Below are 12,159 nucleotides of genomic sequence, written 5' to 3' on the forward strand. Positions count from 1 at the left end.
CATTTAAGATTTAGTCATGAATTCGTCGAGGTTGAGGAGGGCGTTGGCCACCACGGTCAGGGCGGCGCGATGAGGGGCATCTTCGCCGCTCTCCCCGGTCAGCTTCGCCGCTTCCGCAGGCTTCTGCCGGTATTCCTTCAAGGTTTGCCGGTAAAGGTCCTGCAGGACCGCCAGCTTCCCGCTGCTGATATCTTTTACCATCACTCTTTTATATCCCTCCCGGATACAGGCGGCGGCATCCTTGCGCCCCTGTTTTTCCATCCATTGCGCCAGGTGTCCGGCCGCTTCCATAAATACCGGATCGTTCAGGGTGGTGAGGGCCTGCAGCGGGGTATTGGTCCGGATGCGCCTGGCCAGGCAGACTTCCCTGCTGGAGGCATCCAGCGTGATCATGGAAGGATAGGGGCTGGTGCGCTTCATATAGGTATATACCCCGCGGCGATACTGGTCTTCTCCTTTGCTTTTGATCCATCTTGCACCACTGTATACGGACTGCCATATGCCTTCCGGCTGGTAGGGCATTACGCTGGGGCCGTACATCTTATGGCTGAGCAAGCCGGCCGCACGCAGGCTTTCATCGCGGATCTCTTCGGCCGTGAGCCGGAAGCGGGGACCCCTTGCAAAGAAATGATTGGCGGGGTCTTTTTCCAGCATTTCCGGGGTTACCTTTGAATCCTGGCGGTAGGTAGCGGACATCACCATTTCTTTCAGCAGCTTTTTCATGCTCCATTTGTAATCCTTCATGAATTTCAGCGCCAGCCAGTCGAGCAGCTGGGGATGCGTAGGGGCAAAGCCCTGCGAGCCGAAATCTTCCACCGTTTCCACAATGCCGTTTCCAAACAGCTGCTCCCAGTAACGGTTCACCGTTACACGCGCCGTTAACGGGTTCTTCTGATCCGTCAGCCAGCGGGCGAGGCCCAGGCGGTTGCGCGGGGCGCCTGCAGGAAAGGGGTTCAGCGATTTGGGAACATCGGGTGAAACGCGGGCGCCGTGCACCATCCAGTTGCCGCGTTCAAAGACATAGGTAGGACGGGTTTGGTCTGCAGGATTATCCACCATAACAGGGATGCGGTCGGGACTGCTGTTCAGCAGATCCAGCACTTCCTGTTCTTTTTCCGCATACCCCGGCTGTCCTTTCCCGGGAAGATCTTTACGGAAGGCGAACCATTCCACACTACAAACGGATTCTTCGGGGTTGATGCCGGCATTTTTAAATCTGAAATAGATATCGTGGGTACCGGAAACAGGGGTCAGCGGTATGCTGGTGATCTGCGCTCCGTTTGTAGGCTGGAGCGACGTCCGCAGGATCAGCGGCCCGCTCAGGCTGTCGGCATGTATCTCCATGGACCCGCCGCTTCTGCCTGTCCAGTAGCGCATGAGAAGGTGCGTTTTACCGTCGAGCTGGACCTGCTTCATGCGGCAGCTTCCGTCGGATCGGATACCCAGGTATTTGGTATCCACCAGGGCTCCGTTTATGTAGTCGTCGCACACATGGGCGTTTATCTTGGGCTCAACGGTTTTCAGGAAGAGATGCATTTTTTTATCCTCTTCTTTTTCGCCGTATTGTTTTACCCAGCTGACGATATCCCTCACCTTCTCTCTATCCAGGGAATCATACAACCGGAGGTTGGGGTAATCGGCGGGCGTATCTTCGTCGCGGGTATTGTTGAAAAAAGCCATGAACTTATAAAAGTCCTCATGCTTAAACGGATCGTAGGGGTGACTGTGGCACTGCACGCAGGCAAAGGTCGTGCCCTGCCATACTTCCCAGGTGGTGTTCACCCGGTCGATCACCGCGGCGGTGCGGAATTCTTCGTCGTCTGTTCCGCCCTCGTCGTTGTTCATCGTGTTGCGGTGAAAAGCCGTGGCGATCATGTCGTCGTCCGTAGCATTGGGCAGCAGGTCGCCGGCCAGCTGTTTGATGGTAAACTGGTCGAACGGCATATCGGCATTAAATGCCCTGATCACCCAGTCGCGGTACCGCCATACGTTGCGTCCCAGGTCTTTTTCATATCCCTTGGTGTCCGAATAGCGGGCGAGGTCCAGCCAAAGAGCGGCCCAGCGCTCTCCGTACTGCGGGGAGGCCAGCAAGGTATCTACAAGCCGTTCATAGGCTTTGTCGCTTTTGTCGTTGAGGTACCGGTTAATTGTAGCCTGATCCGGCAGCACGCCGGTAATATCCAGCGATACGCGGCGAAGCAGGGTATACTTGTCGGCCTCGGGCGAAGGCTTCATGTCTTCCGTCTTCAGCTTGTTCAATACGAAAGCATCTATTTCATTCTCTCCCCAGTCGCTGCTGCCGGATCCGCCGAAGCCGGCCTGCTTGCCCTGACTGCCGGGCACCGCTACCGTTTCCGGGAGCTCATAGGCCCAGTGTTTCCCCCATTTGGCGCCCTGCTTTATCCAGCGCCTGAGGATGGAAATCTCCTTCTTGGACAGGGGAGGATTTTTATAGGGCATGCGCTCTTTCACGTTATGGGTGGTGAGGCGGCGCATGAACTCGCTGTGCTCAGGGTCCCCGGGGATGATGGCGGGCTTGCCCGACTTGGTCTTCCCCAGCGCCTCTTCCCGGAACAGTACGCTGAAGCCGCCGCTCTGCTTCACTCCGCCGTGGCAGATGATGCAACGTTGGTTCAGGATGGGCTTTACCTCGGTACTGAAATCTACCTTTTCAGATTTATGGGTAACCCCGATGACTATCACGGTACACAAAACAGCGGCAGCGGTAATGATCAGCTTCCTTTTATGACGCATCGCTTTTAGAATGACGGATGAGCGCAATGGTTTCTGCGATTCTATAAACAGCCGTATGCAATCCCGGTGCATCCGGACGGGCAGGCCGGGTGCGGGGAAGCATACCGTCAGCAAAGTACGAAATTTTCCGCATGTTTCTAAGGGTTTTCCCGCGGGGTATGCTTTTTCCGGGTGCGGATGTCGACGGGAGGCGGGGTTATTTTGTGACGGACGGTGCAGGATGCAAAGCTTAATTTGTTATTTTTGAGCGAATTAGTTCTCACAAACATGCAACGTCACTTTCTTACCCTGGCTTTTCTGATCCTTTTTGCAACCGCCCTCCGGGCGCAGCCGCTGCCGGAGCGGAATGCGGCCAGGATAAAGCAGCAGCTCGAGACGCTGGATGTGCTGGGCAGCGTCCTTTACGTAGGGGCGCACCCGGACGATGAGAACAACCAGCTGCTGGCCTGGCTGGTGAATGAAAAAAAATACCGCACCGCCTATCTTTCGCTTACGCGGGGCGACGGCGGACAAAACCTGATCGGCGACGAGCAGGGCGAGGAGATGGGCGCCATCCGTACGGAAGAGCTGCTGGCTGCCCGCGAGAATGACGGCGCATTGCAATTCTTTACAAGAGCCAATGATTTCGGCTTTTCGAAAAATGCGGCGGAGGCCCTGAAGATATGGGGGCACGACCGTATCCTGGCGGATGTGGTGTGGGTGATCCGGCGCTTCCGTCCCGACATCATCATCTGCCGCTTTCCCGAAGACAGCCGTGCCGGTCACGGTCACCATTGGGCTTCGGCCATCCTGGCGCATGAAGCTTTTACCGCCGCCGCCGATCCTTCGAAATTTCCCGAACAGCTGGCCTATGTGCAGCCCTGGAAGGCCAGGCGTGTGCTCTGGAATACCTTCAACTTCGGGGGAAACAATACGACGGCCGCCGGCCAGTTCCATATCGATGCCGGCGGCTTCAATGCCCTGCTGGGTAAGAGCTACGGGGAAATTGCCGCGGAAAGCCGCTCGATGCACAAAAGCCAGGGGATGGGCTCATCGCCTTCGCGCGGTCACCGATGGGAATATTTCAAGACCATCGCCGGAGATCCGCCGCGGAAGTCGCTCATGGACGGGGTCGACATCGGCTGGAGCCGGCTGAAGGGCGGGGAGCAGGTAGATCGCCTGCTGAAGGATGTGCTGGCGCATTTTGACGTGGATGATCCGGCCCGGTCGGTATCCGGTCTGCTGGCTGTCTACAAGGCCGTGCAGGCGTTACCGGAGGGGTACTGGAAAGCGGAAAAGCAAAAAGCGCTGCAGGCCGTTATCCTGAACTGCGCCGGGGTATGGACGGAGGCCGATGCCGAAGGTCCTTATGTTACCCCCGGCGGCACCCTGCAGATACAGTCGCGCATCATGTCACAAAGCGATATCCCCGTGACGCTGCAGTCTGTGGCCTTTAACGGCAATGTACACAAAGAGGGCCATAAGCTGACAGCCCATGAAGAAAAGACCGTAACGGAACAGCTTACACTGCCCGAAAATACTCCGGTGTCGCAGCCTTACTGGCTGCAGGAAAAACATGACCCCGGCTATTATCATATCGGCGCGCAGCAGCTCGTAGGAAAACCCTGGAATCCTGCGCCCGCAAAGGTGGCGTGGAACATTACGCTGCAGGGCGTGCCCTTTACCGTTGAGCAGCCGGTGATGTACCGGTATACCGATCCGGTACGGGGAGAGGTGCGGCAGCCGTTGTCCGTGACGCCGCCCGTAACAGCGGACATACGGAACGGGGTATACGTTTTTACCGATACGGCCAGCCAGGCGGTATATGTCCGGCTGCGGGGATTTGCCGGTACGTCGGGGAAGGTGCAGATAACGGTGCCCGAAGGATTTGAAGCGCTGCGTAATGAAATCCCCTTTACGCTGAAAGCGGGAGAGGAGCAGTGGGTGCATTTTATGATCCGGCCGGCCGCGGCAGTCCGGGAGAACAGGCATGAAACCTTGTCCATAGCCCTGTCTGCCGGCGGAAAGGAATATACCCGCGGCATCCATGAGATCCGTTATGATCATATCCCGGCGATCACCCTGTTTCCCCCGGCGACGGCGGCGGTGGTAAGCATGCCGCTCCGGATTTCCGGTCGCAACATCGGCTATATCATGGGGGCGGGCGACAAGGTGCCGGACGCCCTGCGGCAGGTGGGGTACCGGGTGACGCTGCTTACCGACGCGCAGCTGAGCAGCGGCGATCTGCAGTCCTTTGATGCCATCGTTACCGGCGTGCGTGCCTACAATACCCGGGAAGTATTGCGGAATACGCAAAGCCGCCTCCTGGAATATGTAAAGAACGGCGGCACGCTGGTTGTGCAGTACAATACCAACAGCCGGCTGGTTACCGATCAGCTCGGCCCTTATCCGCTCAGTCTTTCGCGGGACCGGGTTACCGACGAAACCGCCCCGGTCGCCTTTCTCAAGCCGGACGCCGCCGTGCTGAACACGCCCAACAGGATCGGCCCGGCCGATTTTAACGACTGGATACAGGAGCGCGGGCTTTACTTTGCGGGAGATGCAGACAGTCATTACCAGAAACCGCTTTCCATGCATGATCCCGGCGAAGACCCGCTGGATGGTTCCCTGCTGGTCACCGGTTACGGCAAAGGAAAATATGTCTATACCAGCCTGGATTTCTTCCGTGAGCTGCCGGCGGGCATACCCGGCGCATTCCGGCTGTTTGCCAACTTGCTCAGCCAGGAAAAATAAAAAGACAAGCTGCCTCCTGCAGCGCATCAATACAGTGTTTAAACTATGAACAAAAGGGAAAGTAATACGAGGATTTCCATGAGCGCAGGGCTCTGCGTGGTGGTCGGTATCCTGCTCAGCCTGGTGATCAAGAATATGAAGGTGGGCCTGTTGCTCGGGCTGGCCTTCGGACTGCTGGGCGGGGGCCTTATCAGCCGCTGGAGAAGATAGGGGAGTTTCCGGTTTGCCTGCCGACCATTAACTATTGACCCATGACCCATGACCCCAACAAGACTGAGGATAAGCCGCCGGTATTTAAAGCCTGGGGGATATGGTACCTGCTGGTCGCCGGCTGGCTGGGGCTGCTGATCGTATTGTTTTATCTGTTCACGAAACACTTCTCATGAGGCTGACCGACTGGATCGTACTGATCGCTACGCTGGCCGGCATTATCATCTACGGGGTGGTGCGGGGCAGGGGACAGCGGAGCATGGAAGGCTATTTCCTCGGTAACCAGTCGCTCCCCTGGTATGTGGTGCTGTTCTCCATCGTAGGCACACAGGCCAGCGCGGTCACCTTTCTTTCCGCGCCGGGTCAGGCGTTTACCGACGGTATGCGTTTTGTGCAGTATTATTTCGGGCTGCCCCTGGCCATGATCGTGCTGTGCGTGACCTTCGTACCTATCTTTCACCGTCTTAAAGTCTTTACCGCTTATGAATTTCTCGAGAACCGTTTTGATATAAAGACGCGGGCGCTCACCTCCCTGCTGTTTCTTCTGCAGCGGGGCCTGTCTACCGGCATCAGCATCTATGCCCCGTCTATCATCCTTTCTTCCCTGCTGGGCTGGAATATATACTGGACCAATGTGATCATGGGCGGACTGCTCATCATCTATACCGTTTCCGGCGGCACCAAAGCCGTTGCCCGCACGCAGCAGCTGCAGTTCTTTATCATCTTCGCCGGGATGTTCCTGGCGGGGTATATGGTGGTGAAGCTGCTGCCGGAAGGAGTAAGCTTCAGCGACGCCCTGCATGTTTCCGGAAAGCTGGGAAAGCTGAATGTGATCGTCACCGATTTCGACTGGAAGGATAAGTATAATATCTGGAGCGGCGTTATCGGCGGCTTTTTCCTGGCCCTGTCGTATTTCGGCACCGATCAGTCGCAGGTGGGCCGTTACCTGACGGCAAAGTCGGTAAGGGAAAGCCGCATCGGCCTGCTGATGAACGGAGTGGTCAAGGTGCCGATGCAGTTCCTGATCCTGCTGATCGGGGCATTGCTGCTGGTATTTTACCAGTTTTATGAATCGCCGGTATTGTTTAACAAGGCGCAGCTGCAGCAGGTCCGGCATTCTCCCTATGCGGGGCAGCTCAATGGTATACAACGCCAATACGACGAGCTGGCGCGGCAAAAAAAGGAGGAGGTGCAGCAGATGATCGGGGCCCTTCACCGTGGTGACGAAGCGGCCGTAACCGGCATGCAGCGGCAGCTCGGCGCTTCGCGCGACCGCGAGGCGCAGCTCAGGGCCGATGCGCAGCACGTTATCAAGCAGGCCGATCCGGCAGCGGACACCAACGATACGAACTATATCTTCCTGTATTTTGTGCTGGACAAGCTTCCCGCCGGGCTGGTGGGCCTGCTGATCGCCATCATCTTCCTGGCTGCCTGGGGCTCTATTGCGGCGGCGCTCAATTCCCTTTCGTCGACGACTATCGTAGACTTTTACCAGCGCCTGTACCGGAAGGACCGCACAGATATCCATTATCTGAACGTCTCCCGCTGGTGCACGCTGTTCTGGGGCATCTTTTGCATTCTCGTGGCGCAGTTCGCCAACAGGATGGGGAGCCTTATAGAAGCGGTGAATGTGCTGGGATCTTTGTTTTACGGTACCATACTGGGCGTTTTCCTGGTGGCCTTTTACCTGAAGAAGGTAACCGGAACGCCTACCTTCTGGGCCGCCCTTATCACGGAGGGCTGTATCATCCTGATCTACTGGTGGAATATTGTATCCTTTCTCTGGCTGAATGTCATCGGCTGCGCCATGGTGCTGCTGCTGGCGGTGGCGATCCAATATTTTTATAAAAAGAATCTGCCGGGAAGACAGGAAAATAAAACGTTATAGAAATGATTTACATAACGCAATTGATTTATCTTAAAGAAGGGCAGGAAAAGGTGTTTCACCAATTTGAAGCGCTTGCCATGCCTGCAATTTCAAAATACAACGGACGACTTTTATTGCGGATCAGGCCTGACGAAAATTCTTTTATCGAAGGTTGCTTTGAGAGACCTTACGAAATACATATCGTTGAGTTTGACAGCGAACAGGACTTTGAAAACTTCAAGCAAGATAAAGAACGAAAGAATTTTTTATATTTAAAGGAGCAATCCATAAAGGCTTCGGTATTAATTCAAGGAACGAAGCTGTGAAAATGCGTTTTGCGGACCGGGTAAAAAGGACTAAATTGGATATCGCCGGATCTACTCCTCCGGTTTAAACTTTAACCTATGAAGCAGCTTTTTTTACTCCTTTCCTCCTTTATTGCCCTCTCCGTTCATGCACAGGATACAATAGGCATATTCCCGTTTAACAAAGACATAGGAAGCCCCAAAATGAAGGGCTCTGCCACATATGACGGCGTTGCCCAGGCCTATACGCTGAAGGGCGGAGGCTATGATGTATGGTACAACCGGGATGAATTTCGTTATCTATGGAAAAAGATGACGTATGACTTTATTGTTACCGCCAACTTTGAGCTGACGGGAAAGGAAGGTAATGCCCAGAGCAAGGTCGGGTGGATGGTGCGTAAAGAAGGCGATCCTGCATCGGCCCATATCAGTACTGCCCTGCACGGAGACGGTCTTACGGTTTTGCAATGGCGCCCCGAGGCAGGGGCTAACATGCTCGTCCCGCAGGACGAACGATTTTTTTCCAAGCGAAATGTGCAGGTCATGCAGCTGGAGCGAAGGGGGGACGTCTTTATCATGCGGGCCGCAGGGTACGGCGAGCCTTTGCAGATAGTAGGCTATCATGAAATGAAAAACATGGCGGGAGAGGTGCTTGTCGGTTTGTTTGTCTGCGCACATGATTCCAATGCGATAGCGGAAGCCCGCGTATCGAATGTGCGTATATGCGATCCCGTTCCCATGAACAATAATCCCAACCCCAACCGCGCATGGCGGGTCGGCAGCCGTCTGGAAACCATAGATATTTTTAACGGGAAACGTAAGATAGTATATCAGTCCGTCGGCCGCCTGGAGTCGCCCAACTGGATGCCCGGCGGGAAGAAAATATTATTCAATGCGGATGGCCTGCTTTTTACCGTTCCTGTGGCCGGCGGATCAACAGCGGAAGTGCTGAATACGGGGTTGGCCAAACGAATTAACGGAGCCCATTGCATCTCCTCAGACGGGAAAATGCTCGGCATCGGTAACAGCGACGGAAGATGGCCCAATATCCTTCTTTTACCGCTCAGCGGCGGAACGCCCGAAACAGTGGTAAATGAAATGCCGGCTTATCTGCATGGGCTCTCGCCTGATAATAAGGCCGTGGTTTTTACGGCGCCGCGTAAGGACATGCCCGGGGCGGTATATGATATCTATAAAAAGTCGGTAAACGGCGGTCAGGCCGTCAGGCTGACAGACAGCAAAAGATATGAATTTGCAGACGGTTGTGAATACTCGCCCGATGGGAAATACATTTACTACAATGCGTCGCAGCGTGGCGGTACCATGCAGATATGGAGGATGAGACCCGACGGCAGCGGCAAGGAGCAGCTTACTTTCGGAGCTTACAACAACTGGTTCCCTCATATTTCGCCGGATGGGAAGTGGATGGCCTTTATCTCATTTCCGCCGGAGACAAGGCCCAATGTGCACCCTGCCTATGCTTCCGTAACGATCAGGCTGATGCCCGTCTCCGGCGGTGCAGCCCGGGTGATCGCCTACCTTTACGGCGGCCAGGGAAGCCTTGATGAAAATTCCTGGTCGCCCGACAGCCGGCACCTGTCTTTTGTAAGCTATACGACATTGTGATTATATATAATGTATTGTTTAATTATATTCATATTATTACGCTGTGGCTATTGATTATTTGTTTCGTTTATTTCGTTTATGTATATTTGTAATATAAAATGAACTTATGGATACCATTGTAGAAAGAACGACGAGAGAGGAGCAACGGATTGCTAAATCCTCCATTGGCAAGCTGAAAAAAAACTCTGGTAAACTAAAGCATACTCGGGGATTTGTCGAGATAAAATTCCTGCAAAGTAGTGAATCTGTTAAAATTCCCCAAAAGGCGCTCTACCTCTTATCTGTTATTGTGAACAATATGGCGGAAGGAAAATCAATGGTATTGATGCCTTCTGATACCATACTCAGCACCCAGGCCGCAGCGGATTATTTAAATATCTCCAGACCCTATCTGGTAAAGCTGCTGGAAAGAGGAGAGATTCCGTTTATAAAAGCAGGGACTCACCGCAGAATTGAACTTAACGATCTGCTCGCTTACCAGAAAAAGCTTAAGGTGAACCGGGGCAAGCAATTGGATTTCCTCACCAAGCAGGCCCAGGACCTTAACTTGGGCTATTCATGAATCGCCAGGTTGTCCTGATAGCCGTATTAGATGCCAATGTCTTATATCCGGCACCCTTACGGGATTATTTGTTGCATCTGGCAGAATTGGAATTATACCGACCTAAATGGACAGATTACATTCAAGAGGAATGGATAGACAACCTTTTGAAGAACAGGAAAGACTTAAAGAGAAAGGATTTACAAAAGACCCAAAAAGCAATGGACAGGGCTTTCCCGGATGCCAATATTGCTTATTATCAAAAAGGGATCAATAGCCTGTCCTTGCCGGATCCTGATGATAGGCCCATATTGGCTGCAGCGATTAGTGCGAAGGCACAGGTAATTGTCACCGCCAATGTAAAGGACTTTCCGGCTGCTAAATTGCAGGATTATGCTGTTGTAGCCCGCCATCCGGATAAGTTTGTCTTAAATCTTATAGATATAGATCAGGAAAGGGCAGTTATTGCTTTGGAAAATCAAGTTAAACGGCTGCAAAATCCTCCGATGCCTATAGAAAGGGTTTTAGAAAATTTAGCACGTTGCGGATTAACCAAGAGTGTAGCCAGATTGCGAACGATAATTCCTTATCGCAGTACAAAGCAAGCCGCTACGGATAAATAGAATTATACCTATATTTACTCCCGGATCAGCAACCTCAAAAACAGTTATATGAAAAAGCTCCTTTACGGTATTTCCGCAGCGTTCCTGCTGCTCGTTTTTTCGCATCAGTCTTCCACCGCGCAGCTGAAAAGATTCAGCATCGGCCCCTATGTGGAAGCCGGCTTTCCTGCCGGAGATTTCGGGGATTCTTATAAAACGGGGATCGGCGTGGGGCTGGGTGCGGATGTGAAGCTGATTGCCGGCCTCGGCGTTACAGGATCGGTAGGCTATATGCGTTTTGGCGGCAAAGAGGTGGAGGTATCCGACGGAAGCACGGCAAAGGTACCGGCGCTGACCGCTGTGCCGGTTCGCGTGGGACTGAAATACAAATTCATACCCCTGCTCTATGTAAAAGTCGAGGGCGGCGTAGCCAATTTTACCGGTAAGAACGACGGTTCTGCAGCTATTTTTGCACCCGGTATCGGTCTGCGGATCATCGGGCTGGATGTGGAAGCCAAGTACGAAGCCTGGTTCAAAGACGGTACCCACGGCTTCTTCGGCCTGAAGGCCGGCTATAATTTTTAGGCCAGGAACCGCGGGTGAAACCGCTGCAGCGTATCCCGCAGATACTCCCGGTCCAGATGGGTGTATATCTCGGTGGTGGTGATGCTTTCGTGGCCCAGCATCTGCTGTACGGCGCGGAGGTCCGCCCCGCCTTCCACGAGGTGGGTGGCAAAGGAATGGCGGAAGGTATGGGGGGAAATATTTTTGGTGATCCCCGCCTTCCGGGTCAGATCTTTGATGATCAGAAAGATCATGACGCGGCTTAGCGGTCCGCCCCTCCGGTTCAGAAAGACCGTGTCGCTGCTGCCCGCCTGCACCGTAAGGTGGCAGCGGATCTGCTCGCAGTAGATACCGATATATTTCAGGGCGTCTTTCCCGATGGGCACCAGCCGTTCTTTATCCCCTTTTCCCGTAACGCGGATAAAACCTGCGTCAGGATAGAGATGGGATATTTTGAGGGATATCACCTCGCTGACCCGCAGTCCGCAGCTGTACATGGTTTCCAGTATGGCACGGTTCCGTCCCCCTTCGGGTTTGCTCTGGTCGATACTGCCGATGATCCGTTCTATCTCTTCGAAGGTCAGCACATCCGGCAGCCGGCGTTTCAGCCGGGGCGCTTCCAGGAGGCGGGTGGGGTCTTTCTGCACAACATGTTCCAGCTGCAGGTATTTATAGAAGCCTTTGATCCCGGAGATGATGCGGGCCTGGGAGGCGGGCGTCATGCCCAGCTGCGCCACCCATTGGATAAACAGCTGCAGGTCCTCAAGGTTCAGCGTTTCCGGCCCTGCGCCGGTCCGTTCCCCGGCGGAAAGATACTGGGTCAGCTTTTCCACGTCCTGCAGGTAGGCCTTTACCGAGTTGGCAGAAAGGGAACGTTCCAGCTCCAGGTAGGCCTTAAAGCCTTTTATGTAGGAATGCCACATGTTGATTTGATGATTTACTTCGCGCACAATGATT

11 protein-coding genes are annotated in these 12,159 nt (G+C 54.0%); 9 read left to right on the plus strand and 2 right to left on the minus strand.

Annotated elements, in window-relative coordinates:
* Positions 1 to 3 precede the first annotated feature (3 nt).
* Positions 4 to 2,754: a DUF1553 domain-containing protein gene (locus ABD851_RS05470; RefSeq protein ID WP_344976682.1), complete on the minus strand. Its 2,751-nt coding sequence runs from the start codon at positions 2,752 to 2,754 to the stop codon at positions 4 to 6.
* Between the two features lie 267 nt (positions 2,755 to 3,021).
* Between ABD851_RS05470 and ABD851_RS05475 the strand changes: the two genes are divergently transcribed.
* The 9 genes from ABD851_RS05475 to ABD851_RS05515 all read left to right on the plus strand — a co-directional run bounded on the left by ABD851_RS05475 (position 3,022) and on the right by ABD851_RS05515 (position 11,223).
* On the plus strand, positions 3,022 to 5,487 hold the full coding sequence (locus ABD851_RS05475) for a PIG-L family deacetylase (RefSeq protein ID WP_344976686.1): 2,466 nt from the start codon (positions 3,022 to 3,024) through the stop codon (positions 5,485 to 5,487).
* A 45-nt stretch (positions 5,488 to 5,532) separates the two neighbouring features.
* Positions 5,533 to 5,697, plus strand: a complete 165-nt coding sequence (locus tag ABD851_RS05480) for a hypothetical protein (protein ID WP_344976691.1) — start codon at positions 5,533 to 5,535, stop codon at positions 5,695 to 5,697.
* A 41-nt stretch (positions 5,698 to 5,738) separates the two neighbouring features.
* Positions 5,739 to 5,873 (plus strand): hypothetical protein, encoded by a 135-nt coding sequence (locus ABD851_RS05485; RefSeq protein ID WP_344976694.1) that lies wholly within the window; start codon positions 5,739 to 5,741, stop codon positions 5,871 to 5,873.
* Positions 5,870 to 7,585, plus strand: coding sequence for a sodium:solute symporter family transporter (locus tag ABD851_RS05490; protein ID WP_344976698.1), 1,716 nt, complete (start codon positions 5,870 to 5,872; stop codon positions 7,583 to 7,585). Before ABD851_RS05485 ends, ABD851_RS05490 begins: the two co-directional genes overlap by 4 nt.
* Before the next feature lie 2 nt (positions 7,586 to 7,587).
* Positions 7,588 to 7,890 (plus strand): DUF1330 domain-containing protein, encoded by a 303-nt coding sequence (locus ABD851_RS05495; protein ID WP_344976702.1) that lies wholly within the window; start codon positions 7,588 to 7,590, stop codon positions 7,888 to 7,890.
* A gap of 78 nt (positions 7,891 to 7,968) precedes the next feature.
* Positions 7,969 to 9,495: a TolB family protein gene (locus tag ABD851_RS05500; RefSeq protein WP_344976705.1), complete on the plus strand. Its 1,527-nt coding sequence runs from the start codon at positions 7,969 to 7,971 to the stop codon at positions 9,493 to 9,495.
* A 106-nt stretch (positions 9,496 to 9,601) separates the two neighbouring features.
* Positions 9,602 to 10,057, plus strand: coding sequence for a helix-turn-helix domain-containing protein (locus ABD851_RS05505; protein ID WP_344976708.1), 456 nt, complete (start codon positions 9,602 to 9,604; stop codon positions 10,055 to 10,057).
* On the plus strand, positions 10,054 to 10,659 hold the full coding sequence (locus ABD851_RS05510; RefSeq protein WP_344976711.1) for a PIN domain-containing protein: 606 nt from the start codon (positions 10,054 to 10,056) through the stop codon (positions 10,657 to 10,659). Before ABD851_RS05505 ends, ABD851_RS05510 begins: the two co-directional genes overlap by 4 nt.
* Positions 10,660 to 10,707: 48 nt before the next feature.
* Positions 10,708 to 11,223, plus strand: coding sequence for an outer membrane beta-barrel protein (locus ABD851_RS05515; protein ID WP_344976714.1), 516 nt, complete (start codon positions 10,708 to 10,710; stop codon positions 11,221 to 11,223).
* Here the strand turns inward: ABD851_RS05515 and xerD are convergent.
* Positions 11,220 to 12,125, minus strand: a complete 906-nt coding sequence (gene xerD / locus ABD851_RS05520) for a site-specific tyrosine recombinase XerD (protein ID WP_344976717.1) — start codon at positions 12,123 to 12,125, stop codon at positions 11,220 to 11,222. The genes ABD851_RS05515 and xerD overlap by 4 nt on opposite strands.
* Between the last annotated feature and the right edge of the window lie 34 nt (positions 12,126 to 12,159).

It is taken from the genome of Compostibacter hankyongensis, from assembly GCF_039541075.1.
Taxonomy (GTDB): domain Bacteria; phylum Bacteroidota; class Bacteroidia; order Chitinophagales; family Chitinophagaceae; genus Compostibacter; species Compostibacter hankyongensis.

Bases quoted from the DNA above. Each gene is read 5' to 3' on its own strand.
- ABD851_RS05470 (WP_344976682.1), bottom strand. From the start codon at position 2,754: ATGCGTCATAAAAGGAAGCTGATCATTACCGCTGCCGCTGTTTTGTGT.
- ABD851_RS05475 (WP_344976686.1), top strand. From the start codon at position 3,022: ATGCAACGTCACTTTCTTACCCTGGCTTTTCTGATCCTTTTTGCAACC.
- ABD851_RS05480 (WP_344976691.1), top strand. From the start codon at position 5,533: ATGAACAAAAGGGAAAGTAATACGAGGATTTCCATGAGCGCAGGGCTC.
- ABD851_RS05485 (WP_344976694.1), top strand. From the start codon at position 5,739: ATGACCCATGACCCCAACAAGACTGAGGATAAGCCGCCGGTATTTAAA.
- ABD851_RS05490 (WP_344976698.1), top strand. From the start codon at position 5,870: ATGAGGCTGACCGACTGGATCGTACTGATCGCTACGCTGGCCGGCATT.
- ABD851_RS05495 (WP_344976702.1), top strand. From the start codon at position 7,588: ATGATTTACATAACGCAATTGATTTATCTTAAAGAAGGGCAGGAAAAG.
- ABD851_RS05500 (WP_344976705.1), top strand. From the start codon at position 7,969: ATGAAGCAGCTTTTTTTACTCCTTTCCTCCTTTATTGCCCTCTCCGTT.
- ABD851_RS05505 (WP_344976708.1), top strand. From the start codon at position 9,602: ATGGATACCATTGTAGAAAGAACGACGAGAGAGGAGCAACGGATTGCT.
- ABD851_RS05510 (WP_344976711.1), top strand. From the start codon at position 10,054: ATGAATCGCCAGGTTGTCCTGATAGCCGTATTAGATGCCAATGTCTTA.
- ABD851_RS05515 (WP_344976714.1), top strand. From the start codon at position 10,708: ATGAAAAAGCTCCTTTACGGTATTTCCGCAGCGTTCCTGCTGCTCGTT.
- xerD (WP_344976717.1), bottom strand. From the start codon at position 12,125: ATGTGGCATTCCTACATAAAAGGCTTTAAGGCCTACCTGGAGCTGGAA.